We start from the raw sequence: 24844 nt of genomic DNA on the forward strand, positions 1-24844 counted from the left end.
CTTGACTGGGACTGTAAGCCTCGTAATGTTTACACACGGTGAACGCAGTGCGGGCGCTGAGTGACGGGTTTGGTATGTCCGAGTTTCCGGCATCATCCCGAAATGAGCCCGTACACCCTGCCCTTGACCAGCGAATCCGCCGACGCCGGCACCGCCGGGGGCAAAGGCGCGTCGCTCGCGCGGCTCGCGTCGGCGGGGCTGCCGGTGCCGGGCGGGTTCCACGTCACCGTCGCCGCCCGCGAGGCCGGCATGAACCGCGAGGTGACCGCCGAGATCACGGCGGCCTACCGGGCGATGGGCGACGACGTGCCGGTCGCTGTGCGGTCGTCGGCCACCGCGGAAGACCGGCCCGACGTGTCGTTCGCGGGGCAGCACGACACCTACCTCGGGGTCCGGGGGGCCGCGGCGGTGATCGACGCGGTGGAGCGGTGCTGGGGCTCGCTCGACAACGACCGGGCGCGGGCCTACCGCGAGCGGGCGGGCATCGAGCGGCCGGGCATGGCGGTGGTCGTCCAGGAGCTCGTCGACGCGTCGGTGTCCGGGGTGATGTTCACCGAGCTCGACGGGAAACTGGTGATCAACGCGGCCTGGGGCCTGGGGGAGACCGTCGCGGGCGGCACGGTCACGCCCGACGTCTACGCCGTCGACCGCGACGGCCACATCGAGGAGACGATCTCCGAGAAGACCGTCATGGCGGGCACGTCGGGGCTGGTTCCGGTGCCCGGCGACCTGCGGTCGGTGCCCACGCTGACGCGCGAGCAGGTGATGGCGCTGACCGGCCTCGGCCGGCGCATCGAGATCCTGTACGGAATGCCGATGGACGTCGAATGGGGCATCGCCGCGGCGAAGCCGTACATCCTGCAGGCTCGGCCGATCACCGGGCGGCGGGAGGTGTGGAACGACTCCCTGCTCGGCGACTACCTGTGGAGCAACGGCAACCTCGGGGAGGCCATCCCGAGCGTCATGACGCCGGTGACCTGGTCGGTCATCCAGCGGTTCATGGCCGACGCGATGATCGCCGGGTCGTTCGCCGGGCACCCGATGTGCGGCAACATCGGCGGGCGCTTCTACATGAACCTGTCGGTCCTGCTGACCATCGGCGACGCCTTCGGCCTCAACCGGGTGATCAGGGACGGCCTGCGCCCGGTCTTCGGCCGGCTGCCCGACGACGCCGAGGTCCCGCTCCTGCGGCTGACCAGGCCCCAGCTCGTGCGGGCGATGATCCCGCTGCTGCGCGGGCGGCTGGCGCTGATCCCCTACGCCCGGCGGCTCGACCGCATGCTGCCGCGCGTCCGCCGCCGGGCCGACGACCTGCGCACCCTGATCGCGGTCAGCAACGACCTGACCGGCCTGTGGCGGGGCGCGGTCGAGCCCTACTTCCGCGAGTGCAACCGCCTGCTGGCCGCCGCCGGACGGCAGGACGCCGGCAGCCTGATCTACCTGCGCAACCGCTTGGAGGACCTCGTCGGCGCGGCCGACGCCAACGCGCTGACCAGCGGGTTCGGCGCCCACCTGGAGAGCATGGGGCCGCTGCTCGGCCTGGGCGAGGTGAAACGCGGCCGGCTGTCCCGGGAGGAGTACGCCCACCGCTGGGGGCACCGCTGCCCCGACGAGCTCGAACTGTCGGCCGCCCGCCCGGGGGAGGACCCGGAATGGCTCGGCAGCGAGCTCGACGGCCTGTCGGAGGACCCGATCGAGCTGCTCAACCGGCAGGAGGGGGCTTCGCGGGCGGCGTGGCGGCGGTTCAAGGAGCACGACCCGCGCAACGCCTACCGCTACTGGGGCCGGATCCGGCGGTGGAGCGAGATCGTCCAGGACCGGGAGGAGGCGCGGTCGGAGGCGGTCCGGGCGTTCTGGGTGCTGCGCGACTGGGTGCGCCGGGCCGGGTCGGTCACCGGGATCGGCGAGGACGTCTTTTTCCTGCGCGTCGGCGAGATCCTGCGGCTGCTCCGGGGCGACCGGGGCGTGCTCGGCCTGATCGACGCGCGGCGCGCCGCCTACCACCACTACCGGTCGCTGCCGCCCTACCCGGGGGTCGTCCGGGGCGCGTTCGACCCCGAACGCTGGGCCGCCGACCCCGACCGGCGGTCCGACTACGCGGGCGAGACGACGGGGGCCGCCGTCGGGAACGGGGCGATCAGCGGCTTCCCCGGCGCGGCCGGGGTGGTCGAGGGCATCGCCCGGGTCATCCCGTCGATGACCGAGGCCGGGCACCTGGCCGCCGGGGAGATCCTGGTGACGAACGTGACCAACGTCGGCTGGACCCCGCTGTTCCCGCGCGCCGCCGCCGTGGTCACCGACGTCGGCGCGCCCCTGTCGCACGCCGCGATCGTGGCCCGCGAACTGGGCATCCCCGCCGTCGTCGGCACCGGCGACGCGACGAGCCGCATCCGCGACGGCGCCCGCGTGCGGGTCGACGGCTCGGCCGGGACGGTCGAGGTCCTGGACTAGGGAAGAATGGCCGGGTGGTCGAGACGGGCTGTCCTTGCGGATCCGGCAAGGGATATCGGGAGTGTTGCGGGCGGTTCCACGCCGGCGCGGCGGCGGCGCCGACCGCCGAGGCGCTGATGCGGTCGCGGTTCGCCGCCTACGCCAAGGGCGACACCGCCTACCTGCTCACCACCTGGCACTCCACGACCAGGCCGGCGCGCCTCGACCTCGACCGCAAGACCCGCTGGACCAGCCTGGAGATCCTGGAGACCTCCGGCGGCTCGGCGGTGCACACCGAGGGGACCGTCCGGTTCCGGGCCCACTACGCCGAGCGCGGCCGGGCCGGGGTGCTGGAGGAGCACAGCACGTTCTCCCGGGAAGACGGCCGCTGGGTCTATGTCGCCGCTCTCTGACCTCGGCCTGCGCCGCTTCCCCGACGACCCGCGCGACCCGTTCCGGGCCTGGGACGCCGCCGACGAATACCTTCTTGACGAGCTCGGCGAGCCCCACGGCACGGTCGTGGTGTTCGGCGACCGCTGGGGCGCGCTGGTCACCGCGCTCGCGGCACACCGGCCCGTCCAGATCACCGACTCCTACCTGACCCAGCAGGCCACCCGCGCCAACCTGGCCCGGCTCGGCCGGCCCGAGGCCACGCTGCTGTCGACCCACGACGCCCCGCCGCCGCGCATCGACACGCTGCTGGTCCGCATCCCCAAGAGCCTCGCCCTGCTCGAAGACCAGCTGATCCGGCTCGCCCCGGCGGTCCACGAGGGCACCCGCATCCTCGGCGCGGGCATGGTCAAGGAGATCCACACCTCCACGCTGGCCCTGTTCGAGAAGATCCTCGGCCCGACCCGCACCTCCCTGGCGGTGAAGAAGGCCCGGCTGATCTTCACCGAGCCGCGCCCGGCGCCGGTCGCGAGCCGGTTCCCGGTGACGTACACGCACGAGGGTCTCGACCTGGTCAACCACGCCGGGGTGTTCTGCGCCGACCGGCTCGACGTCGGCACCCGGTTCTTCCTGAAGTACCTGCCCGCGACCGCCAAGGGCCAGCGGGTGGTCGACCTCGGCTGCGGCAACGGGATCGTCGGGGCGTTCGTGCTGCGCGCCAACCCCGACGCCGAGGTGCTGTTCGTCGACGAGTCCTACGCGGCCGTCGCCTCCGCCCGCGCCAACGCGCCGGGCCCGGCCGATTTCCTGGTCGGCGACGGGCTGGCCGGCGCCGAGCCCGGGTCGGTCGACCTGGTGTTGTGCAACCCGCCGTTCCACGAGCACCAGGCCGTCACCGACGCGACGGCGTGGCGCATGTTCACCCAGGCCAAGCGGGCCCTGCGGCCCGGCGGCGAGTTGCGGATCGTCGGCAACCGGCACCTCGGCTACCACGTGAAGCTGAAGCGCCTGTTCGGCAACGCGGTTCTGGTCGCCGGCGACCCCAAGTTCGTCGTGCTCAGCGCCGTCAGACGCGGGCCTCGATGACCAGGTTGAAGTCGGTCGTCAGGGCGGTCCGCACCCGGCCGAAGCCGGCCTCCCGCAGCAGCGCCTCGATGCGCGCGGGGCCCGACTGGTTGCCCAGCCCCAGCCTGGCGCCCTCCGACAGGCTGTGCGGCAGGCACAACATGACCGACGACCCCGCGTAGATCGCCGCGATCGGGTTGCCGATCGTGTCCTCCAGCCGGTCGGCCGAGAAGGGCTCGACGACCAGGACGGTGCCGCCCTCGGCCAGCGCCGCGCGGGCCCGGGTCGCCGCCGCCAGCGGGTCGCCCATGTCGTGGAGGGCGTCGAAGAAGCAGATCAGGTCCCATTCCCCGTACTGCTCCTCGCCCGAGTCGGCGACGTGGAAGCACACCCGGGCGTCGACCCCGGCGTCCTTGGCGGCCAGGCGCGCCGCCTCGATCGACGGCTCGTGGGTGTCGAGGCCCTCGAAACGGGAGTTCGGGTAGGCCTCGGCCATCAGGATCGACGAGGTGCCCATGCCGCAGCCGACGTCGAGCACGCGCGCCCCGGCCTCCAGCCGTTCGGTGACGCCGTCGAGGGCGGGCAGCCAGTGGTCGACCAGGCTGAAACGGTAGAGCGGGGCGAAGAACCGCGACACGCCGTCGAACAGGTTGACGTCGTGGCGGTCCCAGGCGAAGCCCTCGCCGGTGCGGAACGCCTCGGCCAGATGGTCGGCGGCCTTCCACGAGGCGGCCTGGATCTGCGACGCCGAGGCGCGGGCGGCGATCGTCTCGTCGTCGGCCAGCACCAGTGCGTGCTCCTCGGGCAGGTCGTACGTGCCCGCCGCCGGGTCGTAGACGACGTGCTCGGCGACGGCCTGCACCCGCAGCCACTCGCGGACGTACCGCTCGGACAGGCCGGTGCGGGCGGCCAGTTCGGCGCTGGTCAGCGGGCCGGCGCCGGCCATGGCGCGGAAGAGGCCGAGCCGGTCGCCCAGGTGGGTCTGGAGGGTGAGGCCGGAGCCGAGGGCCTCCAGGGTGATCTTCATCGCGAAGTCTTCGAGTTTCTTGGTGTCCATGTCGTCCACCCTGCCCGATTCGCATTTCACCGCCCTTTCACCGTTCTGTCGCCGGTCATGAAAGGGTGAAATCTCGGCCATTAGTATTGACGCCATTTCGCTGGGTAATGTGCATATTCCGGAACGGGGGATTCGAAATGCCGTACATCACCACGAACGACGGGGTCAGGATCTTCTACAAGGACTGGGGGACCGGGCAGCCCGTCGTCTTCAGCCACGGCTGGCCGCTCACCGCCGACGTCTGGGACGGCCAGCTGCGGATGGTCGCCGAGCACGGCTTCCGGGGCCTCGCCCACGACCGGCGCGGCGGCGGGCGCTCCGACCAGCCGTGGAACGGCAACGACATGGACACCTACGCCGACGACCTGGCCGCCCTGCTCGACACGCTCGACCTGCGCGAGGTCGTCCTCGTCGGCCACTCGACCGGCGGCGGCGAGGTCGCCCGCTACATCGGCCGCCACGGCACCGGCCGGGTCGACAAGGTGGTGCTGGCGAGCGCGGTGCCGCCGCACATGGCGGCCTCGATCCCGATCGAGGTCTTCGACGAGATCCGCGACGGCGTCGCGGGCGACCGGTCGCAGTATTACAAAGACCTCGCGATGCCCTTCTACGGATTCAACCGGCCCGACGCCGAGATCAGCCAGGGCGCGATCGACGCGTTCTGGATGTGGAGCATGCAGGTCGGGGTCAAGAGCGCCTTCGAATGCGTACGGGCGTTCTCGGAGACCGACTTCACCGAGGACCTGCGCCGCATCGACGTGCCGGCCCTGGTGGCCCACGGCGACGACGACCAGATCGTGCCGTTCGAGGCGTCGGCCCCGAAGACGGCGCGGCTGATCCCCGACGCCACCCTGCAGATCTACCCGGGGGCGCCCCACGGGATCAGGGGCGCGTACGAGAAGGCGTTCGACGCCGACCTGCTGACGTTCATCTCGAAGTAGCGACGCGGTGGTGCAGGGCCTTCATCTCGGCCTCCAGCGAGGGGACCGGGCCCTCGACGACCACTTCCGGCGCGACCTCCTGGATCGGGAGGGGGCGCACCGGCGCCGACGGCGCGCCCCACCCGTCGCGCCACTCGGTCAGCTGAGCGGCCGAGACGGCGTACACGATGCGGCCCAGGCCGACCCACGCGTGGGCGGCCGAGCACATCGGGCAGTGTTCGCCGGAGGTGTAGACGGTCGCGCCCGCCCGCTGCTCCGGCGTCAGGTTGTTGGCGGCCCAGCGGGCCAGGTCGAACTCGGGGTGGCGGGTCTGGTCGCCGGCGGCGGTCCGGTTGTGGTCTTCGGCGAACACCGTCCCGTCGGCCGAGGCCAGCACCGAGCCGAACGGCTCCTCGCCCGCCTCGACCGCCTCGTGGGCCAGCTCGACGCAGCGCCGCAGATGCCGCAGGTCCGTCTCGGAAACCGCCATCGTCACCCTTTCACCGCACCGACCAGCCCGTTGACGAAGTAGCGCTGCAGGAACGCGAACAGCACGATCACCGGCAGCACCATGATCAATGATGCCGCGAGCACCTCGTTGTAGCGGACGACGGTACCGGAAATCAGGGACTCCAGCCCGAGGGGCAACGTGTAGAGCGACTCGTCGTTGAGGGAGACCCGGCTGAGCACGTACTCGTTCCACGTCGGCACCGCCGTCAGCACCGCGATCGTGACGTGCGCGGGCCGGGTCAGCGGCAGGTAGACGCGCAGGAAGATGCGCGCCTCGCTGGCGCCGTCGGCCCGCGCGGCCTCGCGCAGTTCCTTCGGCACGCTCCGGTACGCCGCCGTCAGCAGCAGCACCGTCAGGGGCGCCGTGCCGTTGACGAACGGCAGCACCAGCCCCATGTGGGTGCCGAGCAGGCCGAGCCGGTTCTCCAGGATCACCACCGGCAGCAGCACCGTGATGCCCGGCACGAACAGCAGCGCCACGAACAACCAGTAGAGCGCCTTCGCGCCCGGGAACCGGAGCACCGCGAACGCGTAGGACGCCAGGCTGTAGACCACCAGCACGCCCAGCACCGTCAGCCCGGTCACGATCAGGCTGTTGCGGAAGTAGTCGACGAACGCCAGCTGGTTCCACGTGGTGACGATCGTGTCGAACGTCGGCGCGCGCGGGATCAGGTGGCCGCCGTCGAGGATCTCCTCGCGGGTCTTGAACGCCCCCGACACCATCCACAGGAACGGATAGAGGCTCAGCGCGGCGTAGGCGGTCAGCGCCGCGTAGGCGGCGGTCTTCGCGATGCGGGCGGCGGTCACCGCACCCTCCTCAGCAGCCGGGCGTTGGCCAGGGTCAGCAGCACGGCCCCGACGAAGAGCAACCAGCCGAGCGCGCTCGACAGGCCCAGCGTCGGCGCCAGCCCCTTGAAGAAGGCCAGCTCGTAGGTCTCCAGGGCGAGCACGTTGGTGTGCCCGCCGGGCCCGCCGTTCGTCATGATCAGGAAGATCTGGAACCCGTGCAGCGAGTCGCGCACGCCCAGCAGCACGATCCCGGCCGTCATCGGCGTCAGCAGCGGCACGATGATGCGCCGCAGCACCTGGCGCGGGGCCGCGCCGTCGATGCGGGCCGCCTCGACCATGCTCGGGTCGATCGCCTGGAGCCCGGTCAGGTAGAGCAGCGTCGCGGTCGGCACCGACGACCACACCAGGATCAGGATCAGCGTCCAGAGCGCCGTCGACGGGTCGGCCAGCCAGCCCTGCGGCCGCGCCAGCGAGCCGAGGCCCGCGGAGCGCAGCAGCAGGTTGATCGAGCCCTCGGGTTCGAGCAGGTAACGCCACGCGTAGTAGGTGGCGATGCCGGTGGTGACGTACGGGAGGAAGTAGACCGAGCGCAGCAGCCCCCGCAGGCGGCGCACGGAGTTGAGCATGACCGCCAGCGGCAGCGAGATCAGCACGGTCAGCAGCGGCACCGCCACGCACACCTGGAGGGTGTTCCAGGCGGCCCGGCGCACCCCCGGGGCGAGCGAGGGGTCGGCCCACAGCAGGTCGGCGTAGTTCTCCAGGCCCACCCAGATCCACTCGGGGGTGAACCCGTTCCACGACGCGAAGCTGAGGGCCAGGCCGCTGCCGATCGTGTAGACGCCCATCACCGCGAAGAGGGCCACGGCCGGGAAGACGAACGCCCAGCCGGTGAGCCACTCCTTCCACCGGGTCGCCCTGGCTACTCGGCTGACTTCCACATCGCTCCGAAGATCGCGTCGAGCTCCTTGCCGGCCTGCGCCGGGTCGAGCTCCTTGAGCGGGGTCAGCCGGACGAAGGCGTCACCCGGTTTGACCTGGTCGTAGCCGCCCGGGAAGAACGTCGTGTCGCCCGCGTCGTAGGTGCTCGCGGGGTCGCCGGTGAAGTACTTCTGCAGCGCGGCCAGCTCGGGCCCCATCAGCGTCGCCGCCTCGGCGCCCAGGTCGGTGGCCGGCAGGTCGAGCGACTCCTTGGCCACGATGCCCGCCCCGGCCGGCGAGGTGACGTAGTCGATCCACTTCAGCGCGGCGGCCCGGTTCTTGGAGGTGGACGTGACACCGAGGGAGGTCAGGGCCAACGGGGCCATCACGATGTCCTTGTGCGCCCCGGTCGCCGAGGGCGGGATCGGGAAGGTGAGCACCTTGTCGGGCGACATGCCGTTCTGCGCCAGGAACGCGAGCGTGAACGTGCCGCCGACGTTGTAGGCCGACTTGCCCTGGGCGAACGCGATGTCGGCCTCGTCGATGCCGAGGGTCGTCGCGCCGGGCATCCAGTAGGGGGTGAGCTGCGCGAACAGGTCGAGGGTCTTGACCCCGTCGGGCGAGCCGAACCCGGCCGTGGTGTCCTTGGCGAACAGCCCCTGGAACTTCTCCTTGCCCAGGTAGGCGTGGGCGAGCGGCTGGTAGATCCAGTTGAAGCCGACCTGGCTGACCTTCAGGCCGAGCGAGAGGCCGCCCGCCTGCGGGTCCTTCTCCGTGGACGTCTTCAGCGCCGCCACGAACTCCTCCCAGCTGGCCGGGGGAGTGTCGGGGCTGAGCCCGGCGGCCTGGAGCTTCTCCTTGTTGGCGTAGACGATGCCGAACGCGCCGGCGGTGAACGGGACGGCGTACATCGACCCGGCCTTGGCCTGCTTGAACGGCGAGTCGGCGGCCGCCCGGTCGATGCGGCCCTGGTCGAGCACGCCCGCGTTCTGCGTGGACGGCAGGAACCGCCCCTTCCAGGCGTCGTTCACGTCGCCGCTGATGTCGGCGAGCAGGCCGGAGGCGCCGAGCTCCAGGTCCTCACCGGCGGCGTGGGCCTCCAGCACGTCGGGCAGGTCGCCCGTCTGGGCGGCGCTCTGGATCTTGCTCTTGAAGACGTCGTCGGGCGTGACGGCCTCGACCTTCACGCTGATGCCGGTCTGCGTGGTGAACTGTTCGGCGGCCTTCTGGAGTGCGGCCGCGTGGGACTGTTTGAAGGTCCACATCGTTATCGACTGTCCGGACGCGGCCGGTTCGCCGGTCTGCCCGCCGGTCTGCCCGCCGCCTGACGAGCAACCGGCGGCCACCAAGGTGGCGACGGCGGCCAGGGACAGGATTCGCGCTTTCATAGATGCCATGTCGGCCCCCTGGGGGTGGGACGCAAATCGTTAAGACTGTCCCTGGAATTTACACGCGGGAAATCCCCTGTCAAGGGTCAGGCCGACTCGCGGCGGACCAGCCGCGCCGGGATGATCGTCTCGGTCGAGCTCTCGGCGACCGTGCCCGCCAGGCGGGCGAGCAGCCGTTCGCCGCAGGCCCGGCCGATCTCGCGGGCCGGGTTGGCCATCGTGGTCAGCCGCGGCGAGACCAGGCTCGCGGCCTCGATGTCGTCGAAGCCCATCACCGCCAGGTCGCCGGGGATGCGCAGGCCGCGGGCCATCGCGGCGTCGATCGCGCCCAGCGCCATGATGTCGTTGGCGCACAACACCGCGTCGGGCGGGTCGGGCAGGCCGAGCAGCCACGACGTGCCGCCCGCGCCGCCCGACCGGCTGAAGCTGGTGTGCACGACCAGCCGGGGGTCGGCCTCGATCCCGGCCGACGCCAGGGCCAGCCGGTAGCCCGAGACGCGCTCGGCGGCGGGCCCCTCGGCGCGCGGCCCGCAGACGAAGCCGATGCGCCGGTAGCCGGTCTCCAGCAGGTGGCGGGTCGCCTCGGCCGCGCCGCCCTCGTCGTCGCTGTGCACCAGGTCGACGCCGTCCTGCACCTGCACGCCGCCCAGCCGGACCACCGGCAGCCCGGCCTCGATCACCGGCAGCAGGTCTTCGGCGTGGGTGTGGAAGACGGCGAACGCCAGGCCGTCGACCTGCCGGGCGATCATCTGCTCGATCGCGGCACGTTCCATGTCGCGGTCGCCGTCGGTGTTGCTGATGATCTCGTCGTAGCCGGCCGGGCGCAGCACGTCCTGCAGCCCCCGGGCCAGCGCCGGGTAGAACGGGTTGGTGATGTCGGGGATGACCAGCCCGATCGTCTGGCTGCGGTTGGTGCGCAGCCCCCGGGCCAGCACGTTGGGCCGGTAGCCGAGCCGGTCGATCGCCTCGAGCACCCGCCGGCGGGTCTCGGCCGCGACCGGCCGCCGCCCGTTGAGCGTGTGGGACACCGTGGTCGCGCTCACCCCGGCCGCCTGGGCGACCAGCAGGATGCTCGGCCGCCGGGCGTCGGCGCGCGGCGCGGGGGCGCGGCGGACCGGCGGCGCGGCGAAGGAGGCCAGCGCCTCCTTGAGCTCGCCGACGGCCTGCTCGGCGGCGTCCGGCGCGGGGGCGCCCTCGGCCACCCGCAGGATCGCCGACTCCCACACCCGCCGGGCCGCCGCCGCGACCAGCGCGCCGGTCACCCCCGCGCCGAGCTCCTCCTCGCGCGCCGCGAACGCCTCGCGGGCGTGCGCCCGCAGGTGGGCGTCGTCGCGGTAGACCCGGGCCCGCGCCGGGTCGAGCACGCCGGTCGCGGCCACCCACCCGGCCACGACCTGCGGCACCGGCTCGGCGGGCAGCGGCCCGCGCGGCAGCAGCGGCGGGTCGGCGTCGAAGAACAGCTGCTCCTTGGCCGGGAAGTAGTTGAACACCGTCTTGACCGCGACGTCGGCCTCGGCGGCGACGTCGGCGACCGTGACGGCCGCGAACCCGCGTTCGGCGAACAGCCGCAGCGCGGCCCCGGTGATCGCCCGGCGCGTCTCGGCCTTCTTCCGCTCCCGCCGATCCATGGAGGGATCGTATATCCACACGCACCTTGCACCCGATGTAAGTTCTTAAGGCGGCTCGATGCCGCCATCGGGGCGGCGCACGCGGGCCGACCAGCGTTCGTGGAGATGGGTCACCGGCGGGTGCTTCGCGGCGGCGCGTTCGTCGAGGTCGACGCCCCAGCCCGGGGCGTCGTGGGGGAAGAGGTAGCCGCCGACCGGGTTGATCGTGCCGGGGAAGACCTCGACGACCGGATCGGGGTAGACGTGGCCCTCCTGGATCTGGAACGCGTGGGTGGTGACGTCGAGGGCGATGTTGGCCGCCGAGCCGACGGGCGAGACGTCGGCGGGGGAGTGCCAGGCCGTGCCGACCCCGTTCAGCTCGCAGAGCGCGACCAGTTTCCTGACCGGCGTGAGGCCGCCGACCGCCGAGACGTGCAGCCGCAGCAGGTCGACCCCGCCGTTCATGACGAGCCGCGCCGCGTCGGCGACCGACCCGAGCTGCTCCCCGGCCGCGATCGGCATCGGCGCCGCGCCGCGCACCTCGGGCAGGCGGTCGTAGTACTCGGGCGCGACGGGGTCTTCGAGGAAGAACAGCCGGTACGGTTCGAGCGCCCGCGCCAGCTGCACCGCCTGCTTCACGGTGAGCCGCGAATGGACGTCGTGCAGCAGCCCCGGCTCGTCGCCCAGTTCCTGGCGGGCCCGCTCGAACAACGCCGGGGTCTCGCGGAGGTAGCGCTGTACGTCCCACCCGTCGGGGTAGGGCGCGCCGGGGTAGCCGTTCGGGGAGCCCGGAGCGCCGTAGTGGCCGAGACCGGGCGCGCCCGTCTGCAGCCGGACGTTGCGGTAGCCCGCGTCGAGCAGCCGCCGGGCGTGGTCGAGGGTCGCCTCGACCGTCGCCCCCTCGGCGTGCAGGTAGGTGTCGGCGGCGGCCCTGACCCGGCCGCCGAGGAGCTCGTACACGGGCATGCCGGCGCGTTTGCCCATGATGTCCCACAGGGCCTGGTCGACCCCGGAGAGCGCGCTGTTCAGCACCGGCCCGCCCCGCCAGTACGACGAGTAGTGCACCATCCGGACGATGTCCTCGATGTCGGCCGGATGCCGGCCGACCAGCATCGGCCCGACGTGCTCGTCGACGGCGGCGGCCACGGCGTGGAAGCGCTGGGTGAAGGTGGCGCAGCCCAGGCCGTACAGGCCCGGATCGGAGGTGTCGACCCGCACCACCACCAGCGGCGGCCCGCCCGGCGCGGTCACGATCGACCGCACCCCGGTGATCCTGAGGTTGTCGCGGGCGGGCCAGGGGGCCTGCGTTTCCGGCATCACGGGGCGACTCCGAAGGTGTCGGCGGGGAAGAGGTGCTCGGCGCGGAAGCCGAGCAGGGTCTCGGCCACCGTCAGGTCGACCGGCGCCTCGCGGCCCGTGAAGGTCCTCCGGCGGGCCGCGTCGGGGTGGAAGCGGTCGAGCAGTTCCTCCGTCGGCTGCGGGGCGAGCGTCGTCGGTGCGGTCACGAACACCGCGTGGTAGCCGGTGAGCGGGGCGGTCACGGCGAGCCAGGCCGCGCGGGCGGCGTCGCGGTCGTCGAGGTAGGTCCACAACTCGGCGGCCCCCGAGCCGGGGTCGTCGGCGTAGCGGGCGGCGGTGGTGTCGAACTTGTCGCCCGGCCCGCCGAGCAGCGGATAACGCAGCGCCACTACGCCCATGCCGAACCGCCGCGCCATCATCGCGCCGGTGGCCTCGTCGGCCTGCTTCGACAGGCCGTAGGGGTCCTCGTTCTGGAGCGGGAGCCGCTCATCGATGGGCACGTAGGCGGGGTGCAGCGGCTTGGCCGCCCACGGCATCCCGGTCACCGACAGGCTGCTGGCCAGCGCCGCCCTCGGCACCCCCGCCCGCCCGGCCTCCTCCAGCACCACGAAGGTCGACCGGGTGTTGCCCGCGTAGACCGCCACCGGCGTGCCGAGCGTGGGCGCGGGGATCGCCGCGAAGTGCAGCACCGCGTCGACCCCGTCGAGCGCCCGCCGGACCGTCTCCGGATCGCCCGCGTCGCCTGCCACGACCCTCGGCGCGACCAGCGGTTCCCGATCGAGCGCGGTCACCTCGACCCCCAACTCGGCCAGCAGCGCGAGCGTGGCTCTCCCCAGCCTGCCCGCGGCCCCCGTGACCAGCACCCGGCGGGGTGTGTCGGCCATTCGATCATCCCTCCCGCAAAACGTTTTGCTTTCGAGCAAAACGCAGGGTGCGGGGGTCTGTCAACGTACTACGCGGGGTGATCTTATAGCGGGTATATCTGACAGGCCCTCGGGCCCAGGCTGGGCGCATGGCGGGCCGGGGGAGTCAGCAGTTGAGGGCGGCCGTGGTTTGCGGCCGGCCCGAGGACGGGTCCAGGGTGATGGGGAAGGTGCGGCCGTCCTGCACCCGGATCTCGATCGCGGCCGGGCCCGTCCACCTGACCGAGGCGAAGCCGTCGCCGGACTCGTCGTCGTTGAAGCAGCCGAGGTGCCACTCCCGGGTGAGCAGCCCCTCCTCCCGGCGGAGGCTGAGCCATGTCACCTGGTCGGGCCCGAGTCCCGCCGTCGACGTCTGGAGCCGGATCCGGTACGGGGCCGGCCCGTCGACGTGACCGGCCTCCTCAGCGGCGCCGAACATGACGGCGATCATCCCCTCGAACAGCGCGACGACCAGGCCCAGCGCCGCGAGCACGATGACCGCGACCCGCAGCCAGACCCGGCGCAGCCGGAACGTCGTCGGCATCGCCAGCAGGCAGGCCAGCGCGCCGAAGGCGAACGGGTGGTCCAGGTACGTCCGCAGGATCACCAGCTCGAAGGTGTGGACGTAGGCCACGACCGCGAGGCCGGCCGTACAGAGCGCGAGGACCGGCAGCACTGATCTCATCGCCATGACGGCCTACGGGAAGCGCAGGAAGGCCGGCGGGACGTGGGAGACCAGCCACACGCCGTTCGCGCTGACCCGGAACTCGTGGCCCTCGGCGTGCATGCGGCCCGACTCGACCGTCAGCACGACCGGACGCCCCCGCCGCGTTCCCACCCGCTCGGCCGTCGCGACGTCGGGTGACAGGTGCACGTGGTGCCGCGCCATCTGCCGCAGCCCCTCGGCTCTGATCGCGGGCAGCGCCGCCGGGGCGGTCCCGTGGTAGAGCACGACGGGCGGCTCGACCACGGGCAGGTCGAGGTCGACCTCGATCGAGTGGCCCTGGCTGGCCCGGATGAGGCCGTCGCTGATGACGTACCGCTTCTTGTCGTTGGCCTCGACCACGTGGTCGAGCTCGGCCCGGTCGAAGGGGAAGCCGTGCGCGGCGGCGGCCGCGATCAGGTCGTCGACGGGGGTCCAGCCCTGCTCGTCGAGGACCAGGCCGATGCGTTCGGGCTCGTGCCGCAGGTGCTTGGCCAGGTATTTCGAGATGCGCACCATGCGCCGTTGGTCCATGGTCGTCGAGTGTGGCCGGAAAAACCGGCCGCCGTCTTCCCGATTTCTGTTATCCGCAGGTCGTCGCGGGGTCTCCGGTTCAGACATCCCCTACGAAGGACAACCATGACTCAGACGACAGTTCCCCGCCGGCGCGCCGCGCTCGGGGGCTCCCTCGCGGTGGCCCTGAGCGCGTCCCTGATCACCGGGGTCGGGCCCGCGCAGGCCGCCGACTCGCTGGTCTCGCAGGGTCGTCCCGCGGTGGCCTCGTCGGTCGAGCGGGGCGACCTGTCGGCGGCCGCGGCCTTCGACGGCAAGACGAGCACCCGCTGGTCCAGCAAGTTCGCCGACCCGCAGTGGATCCGCCTCGACCTGGGCAAGGTCACGCCGATCAGCCGGATCGTGCTCAACTGGGAGCGCGCCTACGCGACCGCCTTCCAGATCCAGACCTCGAACGACGCCGCGACGTGGCGGACCATCCACACCACCACGGCCGGCCGGGGCGGCGTCCAGACGATCAACGCGTCGGCGAGCGCCCGCTACGTGCGCCTGCACGCCACCAAGCGCTCCAGCCAGTACGGCGTCTCCCTCTGGGAGTTCCAGGTCTTCGGCAACGGCACCCCCGGGACCACCCCCACCACCACGCCGAGCACGACGCCGAAGCCGACCCCCTCGTCGAGCCCCAGCACGCCCCCGGCCACCGCCAAGGGCAAGAAGGGCGTCGCGGTCTGGCAGATCCCCGGCGTCAACGCCGCCGTGGCCAACGCCAAGGCCGGCTGGTACTACACCTGGGCCGTCGACCACCCCAACATCACCACCCCGGCCGACAGCCAGTTCGTCCCGATGATCTGGGGCGCCAACAGCGTCACCGACGCCAACCTCGCCAAGGCCAAGGCCGCCGGCCCCTACCTCCTCGGCTTCAACGAGCCCGACTTCGCCGACCAGGCCAACATGACGGTCGAGAAGGCCCTCGAACTGTGGCCGAAGCTCCAGGACGCCGGCAAGATCCTCGGCGCCCCGGCCGTCGCGTGGGGCGGCGACCGCGCGGGCGGCTGGCTCGACCGCTTCATGACCGGCGCCAAGCAGCGCGGCTACCGCGTCGACTTCATCCCGCTGCACTGGTACGGCGGCGACTTCGTCACCGAGCGCGCCGTCCAGCAGCTCAAGGGCTACCTCCAGGCCGTGTACGACCGCTACAAGAAGCCCATCTGGCTGACCGAGTTCGCCCTGATCGACTTCAGCAACGGCGTGCGCTTCCCGACCGAGGCCCAGCAGGCGGCGTTCGTCACGGAGTCGGCCAAGATGCTCCAGTCGCTCCCGTTCGTCGAGCGCTACGCGTGGTTCGGCATCGGCGCGGGCGCGAGCGGCGTCAACAGCGGCCTCTTCCGCGACAACGGCACCCCGACCGCAGCCGGCCGCGCCTTCCAGGCGCTGCCCCGCTAGTCACCCGAACGGCAGGACCGCCATCCCGGGACCCGCACCCCCGGCGTTTACGCCCGGGTCCCGGGATGGCCCTTTTCTTGCGACATAATCCGACGATGCTCCGCCTGTTGATCTCCGTGGCCCTGGTGCTGACCGCCGTGGCGGCGGACGGGGGCGCGGCGGCCCGGGACCCGTGGCCGCACACGTGGGACGTGTCGGTGTTCCTGTGCGGCGGTCTCGGCGCCGACAACTGGGGATGCCCGGAAGGCGACCCGACGCCGGCCCAGCTGGAGGCCGCCACCGCCGCGGTCGCCGCCGATCCGAGGATCACGGAGGCCCGTCTCGCCGACCGGCAGGAGGCGGCCGACGACTTCAACCGCCCCGAACTGTCGAACGCTCCCGGCGAGAAGGGCTTCTCGAACCTCTTCACCGCCGACGACCTGGCCTTCCAGATCGAGGCCATCGCGGTAGGCACGGCCGACCCCGACGAACTGATCGAGGATCTCGGCGAGATCCCCGGCGTCACCGTCGTCTACGTCATGCCGGTCATGTACTGGACCGGCAGGGCCGACGTCCGCGTCCAGATGTGCGGACCCGCGACCGAGAAGGACCTCAGCTGCGTGGGGCGCGGCGCCGCCACGGACGCCGAACTGGCGGCGGTCGCCGCCCACCTGCGCGCCCTGCCCGGCGAGCCGATCGTCTACGAGGCGACCCCGGCGCACTCCCGGTGGAACCACCTCACCTACCTGCGCCGCCTCGGCCCCCGGTGGAAAGTGCCCGCCGACGTCGCCTTCAGCACGACGTTCTGGCTGGACCTGGATGACACGACAGGGCGCACCGAGCTCCTCTACCGCCTGGTCAAGCTGCCCGGAGTTCGCGAAGTCGGCCCGAACTGACACATACGCGATAATCCGACGATGCTCCGCTTGTTGATCACCCTCGCCCTCGTCTACGGCGGCGCGTCCGCCGCCGGTGGGGTGGCCGCGAAGGACCCTTGGCCGGAGGGAGGCCGCCTCGCCGTCTACATGTGTGCCGAGGACGCGATGGTGAACGGTTGTGACGCGGGCGCGGCGACGCCCGAGATGGTGCAGGCGGTCCGCAGGACGCTGGAGGCCGATCCCCGCCTCTCCGATCTGACCTACACCAGTCCCGAGGCCATGCTGGCGGACTCGAAGAAGCTCCGGGAGGACAACCGGTCCAACGTCACGCCGCTCTTCGACGCGGAGGAGCTGGCGGATTTCGAGCCCGAGCTCTCGGAATTCGGCGGTATGTTCAACGCCGTGATCGCCCGCACGGCGGACCTGGTGGCGGTGGACGCCGACTACCCCGGCTATCCGCGCACACCCGGCTTTCCCGGGTCGTGGGGCGCTTCGGTGACTCCGAGGCCGTACTGGGAGGGCAAGGGCGGTGATCTCTTCGTGATGATGTGCGGCGAACGGGCGAAGTGGTCGGCGCGCACCTGCGCGGGGGGACGGGGCGCGGCGACCCCGGCCGAGATGCGGGCCGTCGAGGAGGTGCTCAGGGGACTCGATGGAGGGGTCGTGTACCCGGTGAGCCGGGCTTTCTCCCTGTGGGAGGCGACCGAAGGCGATGTCCGCGAGTCGCTGGGGAAACCGCTCGACCCGCCGGACTTCGAGGTCACCGAGGCTCATCACAGTGAGATGTTCATGGTCGACCTGCCCGCCGCGCCCGACCCCGCGCTGCTCGACCGGCTGATCCGCATGCCCGGAGTGTTGTGGGTCCAGTGAGCCTTCACGAGATGCAGGAGCTGACCTCCCGCCTGTGGTTCCCCGGCGCCCGCTGGCACGTCGGCGACCTGGCCTGGGGCCTGCGCCAGCACACCGGCCGCGACCACGAGTGGCCCACGAGGGTCTGGCGCGCGAACGGTGAGGTCGTCGCGTGGGGGTGGGCCGAGTTGCCCGGCCACCTCAACCTTCAGGCCGTCGACGAGCGCTGGGCCGGTGAGGTCCTCGACTGGTTCACCGATATCACCGAACCCGAGAGCGTCGTCGTGTCGAGCGCCGAACCGCACCTGGTCCGCGCCGTCGAGGCGCGCGGGTTCGTCCCGGTGGACGGGCCGTTCTTCCTGCACCTGGTACGCAACCTCGACGACCTCCCCGAACCGGCGGCCGCCTGTCACCCGGTCACCGACCTCGCCGGCCGGGTCAGGGCCCACCGGGAGGCGTTCTACCCGTCGAGAGTCACCGAGGAGAGCTACCGGAACGTCCAGGCCACCGCGCCGTACCGGAGGGAGCTCGACGTCGTCGCCGACGTCGACGGCCAGGCCGCCGCCTACTGCCTCGCCTGGCTCGACGACGCCCGGAAGGCCGTTCTGATCGAGCCCGTCGGGACCGTGCCCGACCACCGGGGCCGGGGCCTGGCCCGGGACGTCTGCCTGGCCGCCCTCCGCACCGCCCGGGACCTGGGGGCCGAGGTCGCCACTGTCAGCCCCCGGGGCGACGACGCCTGGCCGATTCCGGCGCGTCTGTACCGTTCGATGGGGTTCACCCCTATCGCCCGGACCGTGCATTATGGTGTGGCCCGAGGATAAGGAGATCAGGTGGACCTCAAGGCTACGTTCGACGCCATCGACGCCGACAGCGACGGATACGTCACCGAGGCGGAGATCGTCGCCCACTTCCCCCAGCTGCCCGCCGAGGCCCTGGGGGCGTACGCGACCGGTCTCGACGCCGACGGCGACGGCCGCTACTCCTTCGAGGAATTCTCCCGCCTGCTCGGGTAATGCCGGGGCCCGGAACGCCATAAGGGGGACGTGACCCCCGAAACCTTCGAGGCCGTCTTCCGCGACACCTACGAACGGCTCACCCGATACGCGGTGCGCCGTTGCGCGTCCGCGCAGGACGCCGCCGACGTCGTCGCCGACACCTACGCCGTGGCCTGGCGAAAACGCGAGAAGATCCCGCGCGGCGACGAGGCGGTCCTCTGGCTGTACGCCGTCGCCCGCCGCGTGCTCTCCCAGCATCGCCGCGGCGGCCGCCGCGACGCGGTGCTCGACGCCGAGATGGCCGACCTCTACGCCCCGGCGCCCGGCGTCGAGATGAGCGTGATCACGCAGACCTTCCGCGCGCTGCCGGACGCCGACCGCGAACTGCTCGCCCTGGTCGCCTGGGAGGGGCTCGGCCACGACGAGATCGCCGTGACGCTCGGCATCACCCGCAACAACGTCCGCGTCCGCCTCCACCGCGCCCGCCGCCGGTTCGCGGCGGCGCTGGCCGCCAACGGCGTGCCCACCTCCTTCGCCCTGGCCTCCCTGGGAGAGACCCCATGACCGACCTCCTGACGCCCCTCGACCCGTCGGCCCGGGGCGGCGACCCGGACTCCCCGGGCGCCCTCGCCCTGCTGGCCCGGGTGACGGCCGAACCCGTGCCGGCGCGCCGCCGCCGCCGCTGGCTGCGTCCCGCGCTGGTCGCCGTCGCCGCCGGGCTCGTCGTGACGCTGATGCCGCCGCAGCCCATCACCTCCTACGCCAACGCGGCGGTCGAGATCCGCCTGGAGGGGCGGCAGTACGTCGCCCGCGTCATCGATCCCTTCGCCGACCACGAACGCTTCACCGAGGCGTTCCGGGCCGTCGGGCTGAACGTGCGGATCCGCCCGCTGCCGGTCTCGCCGCTCTCGGCCGGGCGGTCGCTCGGGCTGATGATCGCCGGCACGTTCGACCGCCCCGAGGAGATCGGCGGCGAGTTCGCCTACGACGGGGTGGTGCTGAGCGCCAACCCGGAGCCGAAGGGGTGCGTGCCCGCCCGGCCGGGGTGCTCGATGATCATCCGGGTGCCCGCCGGGTTCCCCGGCTCGGTCGACGTCCGGCTCGGGCGGCCGGCCCGGCCGGGGGAGGACTACGCCGACTTCGACAAGGCCCTGGAGCCCGGCGGGCCGCTCCACGGGCTGAAGCTCCGGAACGGCGCGCCCGTACGGGAAGTGACGGCCGAGGCGGAGCGCCGGGGGCTGCGGGTGACGTACCGGCGCATCGACGTCGGGGCCGACGGAGGGCTCTCCTTCACCGACGTCACCCCCGGCGACCGGTGGACCGTCTGGAACGCCTGGCAGGTCCGCGAGGGGGTGGTGCGGCTGCTGGTGACCGAGCGGCGCCTCAGTCAGAACCCGTTTTACAACGGGTCCGCGCCCCCTCCGAACCTGTAGCCGGCATTGACCCGAGATGTACCGCACCGTAACAATATGGACGTCTCGGGCTTGGCGGCGGTGGCACGCCATAGGTCAAGCAGGGTTTTTTTGAACCGTAGACGCGTTCGGCGTGCGCGTCCTCCGACCGGGGACTCAGCGTGCCATAGGCCGGCTCCATCCGACCTCACCAAGCCGTCCCTTCGGAGATATATCGAAAGGGAAGCCGGTGATGGTGAAGCAGAGTCGGACAGGCGTCTGGTTCGTTGGTGTTCGTGGGTCGGTGGCGACCACCGCGATGGCGGGCGCCACCGCGGTGCGGTTAGGGCTCGCGGCCCCGGTCGGCCTGGTCTCGGAACTGCCGGACTTCGCACAGCTTCCGTTGGCCGGATTCGGGGAGCTCGTGTTCGGCGGTCACGACATCGTGGCCACCCCCCTGGCCAAGCGCGTGGAGCAGCTGACCACCTCGGGGGTGGTCCCGCGGGACATCGCCGCGGCCGTGCTGCCCGAGGTGACGGCGGTCGAGGCGGAGATCCGCGACGGCGTGCACGTCGAGGACGCGGTGCCGCAGCTCCAGGTCGTGGCGCGGCTGGCCGCCGACATCGCGGCCTTCCGCGAGCGGCACGGGCTCGACCGGGTCGTCGTGATCAACGTGTCGTCGACGGAGCCGCCCAGCGCCTACCGTCCCGAGCACGACGACCTCTCGGCCCTCCAGAAGGCCATGGAGACCGACGCCTACGTCCTGCCGCCCAGTTCCGTGTACGCCTACGCCGCCTTCGAGGCCGGCTGCGCCTTCGTCGACTTCACCCCGTCGACCGGCGCCCGCCTGCCCGCGCTCGACGAGCTGGCCAAGTCGCGCGGCGTCCCGTACGCCGGCAGCGACGGCAAGACCGGCGAGACGCTCATGCGGTCGGCGCTGGCGCCGATGTTCACCACGCGGGCGCTGCGCGTCCTGTCGTGGTCGGGCACCAACCTGCTGGGCGGCGGCGACGGGGCGACCCTGGCCGACCCGGCCGCCGCGGCCAGCAAGACGGCCTCCAAGCAGCGGGGCATGGCGAAGATGCTCGGGTACTCCGCCGGGGGCGAGGTCCACATTGACTACGTTCCTGACCTGGGCGACTGGAAGACCGCCTGGGACCACATCCTGTTCGAGGGTTTCCTCGGCGTCCGGATGACCATGCAGTTCACCTGGCAGGGTTGCGACTCGGCGCTGGCCGCGCCGCTGGTGCTCGACCTGGCCCGGTTCACGGCGTGGGCGCACGAGCAGGGCGAGTCGGGCGCGCTGGCCTCGCTCGGGTTCTTCTTCAAGGATCCGGTCGGCACCGACGAGCACCGGTTGCTCGCCCAGTACGACGCGCTACGAGAGTGGGCGGTCCGATGACGCCCGACGACCTGCGCGCCGCGCTCGACCTCACCCCCCAGGCCGAGGAATGGTTGTCGTCCGCGCGGGCCCAGGTCGCGGACGACCCCGCCAGACTCGCCGTGCTGTTCCCCGCCGCCGGCCGCAAGGTCGGCCGGGGCGCCCTGGAGAGCCTGCCGGGCTGGACGGCCGACGACGCCGCCCGTGCCCTGCTGCTCGACGCGCTGCCCCGGCCCAGGGCCGCGGCGGCGTCGCGGGCGTACACCGAAGGGGACAACGCCGAGAAGCGGGCGGTGCTGCGCGCGCTGCCGCTCCTCGGCCTCGGCGACGAGGGGCTGCCGCTGGTGCGCGACGCCCTGCGCACCAACGACACCCGGCTCGTGGCCGCCGCCATGGGCCCCTACGCCGCCGCCCACCTCGACGAGGAGGGCTGGCGGCACGGCGTGCTCAAGTGCGTGTTCGTCGGCGTGCCCCTGGCGGCCGTCGCGGGCCTGGCCGACCGCGCCGACGCCGAGCTGGCCCGCATGCTGGGCGACTTCGCCAAGGAACGCGAAGCGGCCGGCCGCGTGGTGCCCGACGACGTGCACCTCGTGCTCACCCTCGTAGACCAGGAGTCCTAACCGTGCGAATCTTCGACCCGCACATCCACATGACGTCGCGGACCACGGACGACTACGAGGCCATGTACGCGGCCGGCGTCCGGGCCCTGGTCGAGCCGGCCTTCTGGCTGGGCCAGCCGCGCACCGGGGTGCGCTCGTTCCTCGACTACTTCGACTCCCTCGTCGGCTGGGAGCCCTTCCGGGCCGCGCAGTTCGGCATCCGCCACCACTGCACGATCGCCCTGAACCCGAAGGAGGCCAACGACCCGCGCTGCGTGGACGTCCTCGACGAGCTGCCCCGCTACCTCGAGAAGGACGGCGTGGTCGCGGTCGGCGAGGTCGGCTACGACTCGATGACGAAGGAGGAGGACGAGGCCTTCACGCGTCAGCTCGACTTGGCGAAGGAGCACGAGCTGCCGATCATGGTCCACACCCCGCACCGCGACAAGGCCGCCGGCACCCGGCGGACGCTCGACGTCGTGCGCGAGTCGGGCATCGCGCCCGGCATGGTCGTGGTCGACCACCTCAACGAGATGACCGTGCGGATGGTCGTCGAGTCGGGCAGCTGGGCCGCGTTCTCGATCTACCCCGACACCAAGATGGACGAGGACCGCATGGTCCGCATCCTCCAGGAGTTCGGCACCGACCGGATGCTGGTCAACTCGGCCGCCGACTGGGGCCGCAGCGACCCGCTGAAGACCCGCAAGACGGGCGACGCGATGCTGGCGGCCGGGTTCTCGGCCGACGACGTCGACAAGGTGCTGTGGCGCAACCCGGTCGAGTTCTACGGCCAGTCGGGCCGCCTCGACCTTTCGGACCTGAAGACCGACGAGACCTTCGAGGGCAACTCGGTGCTGCGCGGCGTGCGCAAGGACGCCTGACATGCGGCTCCGGCATTCCGACGGGTCGACGGTGCACGTCGCCTACTGCACCAACGTCCACCCGGCCGAAAGCCTGGAGGGTGTCCTGGGCCAGCTCGCCCGCTTCGGCGAGCCGGTCAGGGAGGCCCTCGGGGTCGACCGCCTGGGCCTCGGCCTGTGGCTGGCGCGCGACGTCGCGACCGCCCTGGTCGAGGACCCCGTCCAGGTGGTGCGGCTGCGCCGCGAGCTGGCCGCCCGCGGCCTGGAGGTGGTGACGCTGAACGCGTTCCCCTACCGGGGTTTCCACGACCCGGTGGTGAAGCGCAAGGTGTACGTCCCCGACTGGACCACCCACGACCGGCTGCGCTACACGCTCGACTGCGCCTCGGTGCTGGCCGGGCTGCTGCCCGACGACGCCGCGCGCGGCAGCGTCTCGACGCTGCCGCTGGCCTGGCGGACCGACTGGAACCCGTCCAGGGCCGCCGAGGCGCGGGCCCGGCTGGGCGAGCTGGCCGAAGGACTGTCCAAGCTGGCCGCCTCCAGCGGCCGGACGGTCCGGGTCGCCCTTGAACCCGAGCCCGGCTGCGTCGTCGAGACGATCGAGCAGGCGTGCGCCGAGTTCGCCGACCTCGACCACGACTGGCTCGGCGTCTGCCTGGACGTCTGCCACCTGGCCGTGCAGTTCGAGGACCCGGCCGGGTCGCTGGCCGCCCTGGACGCCGCGGGGCTGCCCGTGGTGAAGACCCAGGCGTCGTGCGCCCTCCACGTCGAGGACCCCGCCTCCGCCAAGGCGGAGCTGGCGGCCTTCCACGAGGAGCGGTTCCTGCACCAGACGCGGGAGCGCGGCGGCGGGTCGTGCGACGACCTCGACGAGGCGCTCGCCGGCCTGCCCGGGGACGACGCGTGGCGGGTGCACTTCCACCTGCCCCTCCACGCCGACCCCGAGCCGCCGCTGTCGAGCACGAGCGGCGTGCTGAACAGCACGCTGGAGGCTCTCTTCGGCGGCCCCTCGGCGGTGACCGACCACGTCGAGGTGGAGACCTACACCTGGCAGGTCCTCCCCGAGGACCGCCGCCCGCAGGGAGATACGGGCCTGGTGGCGGGCCTCGCCGCCGAGCTCGCCTGGACGCGCGACCGCCTGGTCGCGCTCGGACTGGAGGACCTGTCCCGATGACGAGACTGCTGGCCCGGTTGCTGATCGCGGTGCTCTGCCTGGGCACGACGACGGTCCTCCTGGAGGGCCCGGCGTTCGCCCACGGCCAGCTCGTCGAGTCGACCCCGGAGAAGGGCGGCACCCTCGCCGAGGCGCGCCAGACCCTCACGATGTGGTTCACCGAGGCGCCGCCGCGCAACGCCCACTTCACCGTGACCGCCCCCGGCGGCGAGCGCGTCGAGCGTCAGTGGCTCGTCGGGGCGACCAAACGCCTCGACGAGCCGGTCACGGAGCTGTTCCTGATCGACGGCAAGTGGGAGCCGCGCCTCTACCACGAGGGCTACTCGGTCGAGCTGCCCGTGGCCTACTGGCCCAAGGTCGGCGAGTACACGGTCGAGTACCTGTCGATCGCCAGCGACGGCGAGGAGGTCAAGGGCAAGCTCGAGTTCACCTACGCGGGCAAGCCGACCAAGGCGCCCGGCGACTGGACCGAGCCGACCGCCGGCCCCGACCCCGGCCTGCTGGCCGCGATCGAGGCGGCGCACTCGCAGAAGGACCAGCAGCCGGTGACGCTGCCGACCACCGACACCCAGACCGTGACGACGGCCGCGCCCACCGTGGCCCCGTCGCCGGTGGCCGCGCCCGACACGGGCGACGACAGCCCGCTGGTCTGGCTGATCCCGGTCGTGCTGGGCGCGGGCGTGATCGTCCTGCTGGCGCGGGCGATGCGGCGTCCACCCGCGAAGAAGACCAGCAGGTCGGGGAACCCCGCGAAGAACAACCGGCCCAAGGCCGGCGCGAAGAAACGTTGACTGGAGAACCG

26 protein-coding genes are annotated in these 24844 nt (G+C 72.2%); 16 read left to right on the plus strand and 10 right to left on the minus strand.

The window, feature by feature from the left end:
- The first annotated feature begins 102 nt into the window (after positions 1-102).
- From AW274_RS18860 to AW274_RS18870, 3 genes are read left to right on the plus strand one after another with little or no spacing between them, the layout of a single operon-like run.
- Positions 103-2451: a PEP/pyruvate-binding domain-containing protein gene (locus tag AW274_RS18860; RefSeq protein ID WP_062433825.1), complete on the plus strand. Its 2349-nt coding sequence runs from the start codon at positions 103-105 to the stop codon at positions 2449-2451.
- Between the two features lie 14 nt (positions 2452-2465).
- Entirely contained in the window at positions 2466-2843 is a 378-nt protein-coding gene (locus tag AW274_RS18865) for a YchJ family protein (RefSeq protein WP_062433827.1), read from the plus strand.
- On the plus strand, positions 2827-3906 hold the full coding sequence (locus tag AW274_RS18870) for a methyltransferase (RefSeq protein ID WP_062433831.1): 1080 nt from the start codon (positions 2827-2829) through the stop codon (positions 3904-3906). Before AW274_RS18865 ends, AW274_RS18870 begins: the two co-directional genes overlap by 17 nt.
- On the opposite strand, the gene AW274_RS18875 is transcribed toward AW274_RS18870, so the two are convergent.
- A complete protein-coding gene (locus AW274_RS18875) occupies positions 3887-4942 on the minus strand; it encodes a class I SAM-dependent methyltransferase (protein ID WP_063813493.1) in 1056 nt (351 codons plus the stop codon). The two genes, AW274_RS18870 and AW274_RS18875, sit on opposite strands and share 20 nt — an antisense overlap.
- A 137-nt stretch (positions 4943-5079) precedes the next feature.
- Between AW274_RS18875 and AW274_RS18880 the strand changes: the two genes are divergently transcribed.
- Entirely contained in the window at positions 5080-5883 is an 804-nt protein-coding gene (locus tag AW274_RS18880; protein WP_062433836.1) for an alpha/beta fold hydrolase, read from the plus strand.
- On the opposite strand, the gene AW274_RS18885 is transcribed toward AW274_RS18880, so the two are convergent.
- The 9 genes from AW274_RS18885 to AW274_RS18925 form a co-directional block, all read right to left on the minus strand.
- Positions 5870-6352, minus strand: coding sequence for a nucleoside deaminase (locus AW274_RS18885; RefSeq protein ID WP_062433839.1), 483 nt, complete (start codon positions 6350-6352; stop codon positions 5870-5872). The two genes, AW274_RS18880 and AW274_RS18885, sit on opposite strands and share 14 nt — an antisense overlap.
- Before the next feature lie 2 nt (positions 6353-6354).
- Entirely contained in the window at positions 6355-7179 is an 825-nt protein-coding gene (locus AW274_RS18890; protein WP_198169281.1) for a carbohydrate ABC transporter permease, read from the minus strand.
- A complete protein-coding gene (locus AW274_RS18895) occupies positions 7176-8099 on the minus strand; it encodes a carbohydrate ABC transporter permease (protein WP_062433843.1) in 924 nt (307 codons plus the stop codon). The genes AW274_RS18890 and AW274_RS18895 overlap by 4 nt, the downstream gene beginning before the upstream one ends.
- Positions 8081-9466 (minus strand): ABC transporter substrate-binding protein, encoded by a 1386-nt coding sequence (locus AW274_RS18900; protein WP_062433846.1) that lies wholly within the window; start codon positions 9464-9466, stop codon positions 8081-8083. The genes AW274_RS18895 and AW274_RS18900 overlap by 19 nt, the downstream gene beginning before the upstream one ends.
- Before the next feature lie 86 nt (positions 9467-9552).
- Positions 9553-11094, minus strand: a complete 1542-nt coding sequence (locus AW274_RS39295; protein ID WP_062433849.1) for a substrate-binding domain-containing protein — start codon at positions 11092-11094, stop codon at positions 9553-9555.
- A 45-nt stretch (positions 11095-11139) separates the two neighbouring features.
- Positions 11140-12390, minus strand: coding sequence for an enolase C-terminal domain-like protein (locus AW274_RS18910; protein ID WP_062433852.1), 1251 nt, complete (start codon positions 12388-12390; stop codon positions 11140-11142).
- On the minus strand, positions 12390-13256 hold the full coding sequence (locus tag AW274_RS18915) for an NAD-dependent epimerase/dehydratase family protein (RefSeq protein ID WP_062433855.1): 867 nt from the start codon (positions 13254-13256) through the stop codon (positions 12390-12392). The genes AW274_RS18910 and AW274_RS18915 overlap by 1 nt, the downstream gene beginning before the upstream one ends.
- A gap of 145 nt (positions 13257-13401) precedes the next feature.
- Positions 13402-13965 carry a hypothetical protein gene (locus AW274_RS18920; RefSeq protein ID WP_157520418.1) on the minus strand — a complete coding sequence of 188 codons (564 nt, stop codon included), beginning with the start codon at positions 13963-13965 and terminating at the stop codon, positions 13402-13404.
- A gap of 6 nt (positions 13966-13971) precedes the next feature.
- A complete protein-coding gene (locus AW274_RS18925) occupies positions 13972-14511 on the minus strand; it encodes an RNA 2'-phosphotransferase (protein ID WP_062433860.1) in 540 nt (179 codons plus the stop codon).
- 105 nt (positions 14512-14616) lie between these two features.
- On the opposite strand from AW274_RS18925, the gene AW274_RS39300 reads away from it, so the two are divergent.
- The 12 genes from AW274_RS39300 to AW274_RS18985 all read left to right on the plus strand — a co-directional run bounded on the left by AW274_RS39300 (position 14617) and on the right by AW274_RS18985 (position 24833).
- Positions 14617-15933 carry a glycosyl hydrolase gene (locus tag AW274_RS39300; RefSeq protein ID WP_083974472.1) on the plus strand — a complete coding sequence of 439 codons (1317 nt, stop codon included), beginning with the start codon at positions 14617-14619 and terminating at the stop codon, positions 15931-15933.
- 95 nt (positions 15934-16028) lie between these two features.
- Entirely contained in the window at positions 16029-16808 is a 780-nt protein-coding gene (locus tag AW274_RS18935; protein WP_062433863.1) for a hypothetical protein, read from the plus strand.
- Between the two features lie 21 nt (positions 16809-16829).
- Positions 16830-17660 carry a hypothetical protein gene (locus AW274_RS18940; RefSeq protein WP_157520421.1) on the plus strand — a complete coding sequence of 277 codons (831 nt, stop codon included), beginning with the start codon at positions 16830-16832 and terminating at the stop codon, positions 17658-17660.
- Positions 17657-18463 (plus strand): GNAT family N-acetyltransferase, encoded by an 807-nt coding sequence (locus AW274_RS18945; protein WP_198169282.1) that lies wholly within the window; start codon positions 17657-17659, stop codon positions 18461-18463. The genes AW274_RS18940 and AW274_RS18945 overlap by 4 nt, the downstream gene beginning before the upstream one ends.
- A 9-nt stretch (positions 18464-18472) precedes the next feature.
- Positions 18473-18655, plus strand: a complete 183-nt coding sequence (locus AW274_RS18950) for an EF-hand domain-containing protein (protein WP_062357122.1) — start codon at positions 18473-18475, stop codon at positions 18653-18655.
- Positions 18656-18685: 30 nt separating this feature from the next.
- Complete coding sequence (locus AW274_RS18955) at positions 18686-19201, plus strand: RNA polymerase sigma factor (RefSeq protein WP_062433874.1); 516 nt, start codon at positions 18686-18688, stop codon at positions 19199-19201.
- Positions 19198-20070: a hypothetical protein gene (locus tag AW274_RS18960; protein ID WP_062433877.1), complete on the plus strand. Its 873-nt coding sequence runs from the start codon at positions 19198-19200 to the stop codon at positions 20068-20070. Before AW274_RS18955 ends, AW274_RS18960 begins: the two co-directional genes overlap by 4 nt.
- Before the next feature lie 211 nt (positions 20071-20281).
- The gene (locus AW274_RS18965) at positions 20282-21430 is read left to right on the plus strand and encodes an inositol-3-phosphate synthase (RefSeq protein ID WP_062433879.1); all 1149 of its coding nucleotides are present in this window, start codon (positions 20282-20284) and stop codon (positions 21428-21430) included.
- The gene (locus AW274_RS18970) at positions 21427-22029 is read left to right on the plus strand and encodes an EboA domain-containing protein (protein WP_062434694.1); all 603 of its coding nucleotides are present in this window, start codon (positions 21427-21429) and stop codon (positions 22027-22029) included. The genes AW274_RS18965 and AW274_RS18970 overlap by 4 nt, the downstream gene beginning before the upstream one ends.
- A gap of 2 nt (positions 22030-22031) precedes the next feature.
- Positions 22032-22889, plus strand: coding sequence for a TatD family hydrolase (locus tag AW274_RS18975; RefSeq protein ID WP_062433880.1), 858 nt, complete (start codon positions 22032-22034; stop codon positions 22887-22889).
- 1 nt (position 22890) lies between these two features.
- A complete protein-coding gene (gene eboE, locus AW274_RS18980; RefSeq protein ID WP_062433883.1) occupies positions 22891-24042 on the plus strand; it encodes a metabolite traffic protein EboE in 1152 nt (383 codons plus the stop codon).
- Positions 24039-24833, plus strand: coding sequence for a copper resistance CopC family protein (locus AW274_RS18985; RefSeq protein ID WP_062433886.1), 795 nt, complete (start codon positions 24039-24041; stop codon positions 24831-24833). The genes eboE and AW274_RS18985 overlap by 4 nt, the downstream gene beginning before the upstream one ends.
- Positions 24834-24844 lie beyond the last annotated feature (11 nt).

This window comes from Herbidospora daliensis (assembly GCF_001570585.1).
In the GTDB taxonomy this organism is placed as follows: domain Bacteria; phylum Actinomycetota; class Actinomycetes; order Streptosporangiales; family Streptosporangiaceae; genus Herbidospora; species Herbidospora daliensis.

Excerpts from the sequence above, each read along its gene's own strand:
- AW274_RS18870 (WP_062433831.1), top strand. The coding sequence starts at position 2,827 with ATGTCGCCGCTCTCTGACCTCGGCCTGCGCCGCTTCCCCGACGACCCG.
- AW274_RS18915 (WP_062433855.1), bottom strand. The coding sequence starts at position 13,256 with ATGGCCGACACACCCCGCCGGGTGCTGGTCACGGGGGCCGCGGGCAGG.
- AW274_RS39300 (WP_083974472.1), top strand. The coding sequence starts at position 14,617 with ATGACTCAGACGACAGTTCCCCGCCGGCGCGCCGCGCTCGGGGGCTCC.
- AW274_RS18935 (WP_062433863.1), top strand. The coding sequence starts at position 16,029 with ATGCTCCGCCTGTTGATCTCCGTGGCCCTGGTGCTGACCGCCGTGGCG.
- AW274_RS18940 (WP_157520421.1), top strand. The coding sequence starts at position 16,830 with ATGCTCCGCTTGTTGATCACCCTCGCCCTCGTCTACGGCGGCGCGTCC.
- AW274_RS18985 (WP_062433886.1), top strand. The coding sequence starts at position 24,039 with ATGACGAGACTGCTGGCCCGGTTGCTGATCGCGGTGCTCTGCCTGGGC.
- AW274_RS18900 (WP_062433846.1), bottom strand. The coding sequence starts at position 9,466 with ATGAAAGCGCGAATCCTGTCCCTGGCCGCCGTCGCCACCTTGGTGGCC.
- AW274_RS39295 (WP_062433849.1), bottom strand. The coding sequence starts at position 11,094 with ATGGATCGGCGGGAGCGGAAGAAGGCCGAGACGCGCCGGGCGATCACC.
- eboE (WP_062433883.1), top strand. The coding sequence starts at position 22,891 with ATGCGGCTCCGGCATTCCGACGGGTCGACGGTGCACGTCGCCTACTGC.
- AW274_RS18880 (WP_062433836.1), top strand. The coding sequence starts at position 5,080 with ATGCCGTACATCACCACGAACGACGGGGTCAGGATCTTCTACAAGGAC.
- AW274_RS18960 (WP_062433877.1), top strand. The coding sequence starts at position 19,198 with ATGACCGACCTCCTGACGCCCCTCGACCCGTCGGCCCGGGGCGGCGAC.
- AW274_RS18875 (WP_063813493.1), bottom strand. The coding sequence starts at position 4,942 with ATGGACACCAAGAAACTCGAAGACTTCGCGATGAAGATCACCCTGGAG.
- AW274_RS18925 (WP_062433860.1), bottom strand. The coding sequence starts at position 14,511 with ATGGACCAACGGCGCATGGTGCGCATCTCGAAATACCTGGCCAAGCAC.
- AW274_RS18860 (WP_062433825.1), top strand. The coding sequence starts at position 103 with ATGAGCCCGTACACCCTGCCCTTGACCAGCGAATCCGCCGACGCCGGC.
- AW274_RS18970 (WP_062434694.1), top strand. The coding sequence starts at position 21,427 with ATGACGCCCGACGACCTGCGCGCCGCGCTCGACCTCACCCCCCAGGCC.
- AW274_RS18965 (WP_062433879.1), top strand. The coding sequence starts at position 20,282 with ATGGTGAAGCAGAGTCGGACAGGCGTCTGGTTCGTTGGTGTTCGTGGG.
- AW274_RS18920 (WP_157520418.1), bottom strand. The coding sequence starts at position 13,965 with ATGGCGATGAGATCAGTGCTGCCGGTCCTCGCGCTCTGTACGGCCGGC.
- AW274_RS18885 (WP_062433839.1), bottom strand. The coding sequence starts at position 6,352 with ATGGCGGTTTCCGAGACGGACCTGCGGCATCTGCGGCGCTGCGTCGAG.
- AW274_RS18910 (WP_062433852.1), bottom strand. The coding sequence starts at position 12,390 with ATGCCGGAAACGCAGGCCCCCTGGCCCGCCCGCGACAACCTCAGGATC.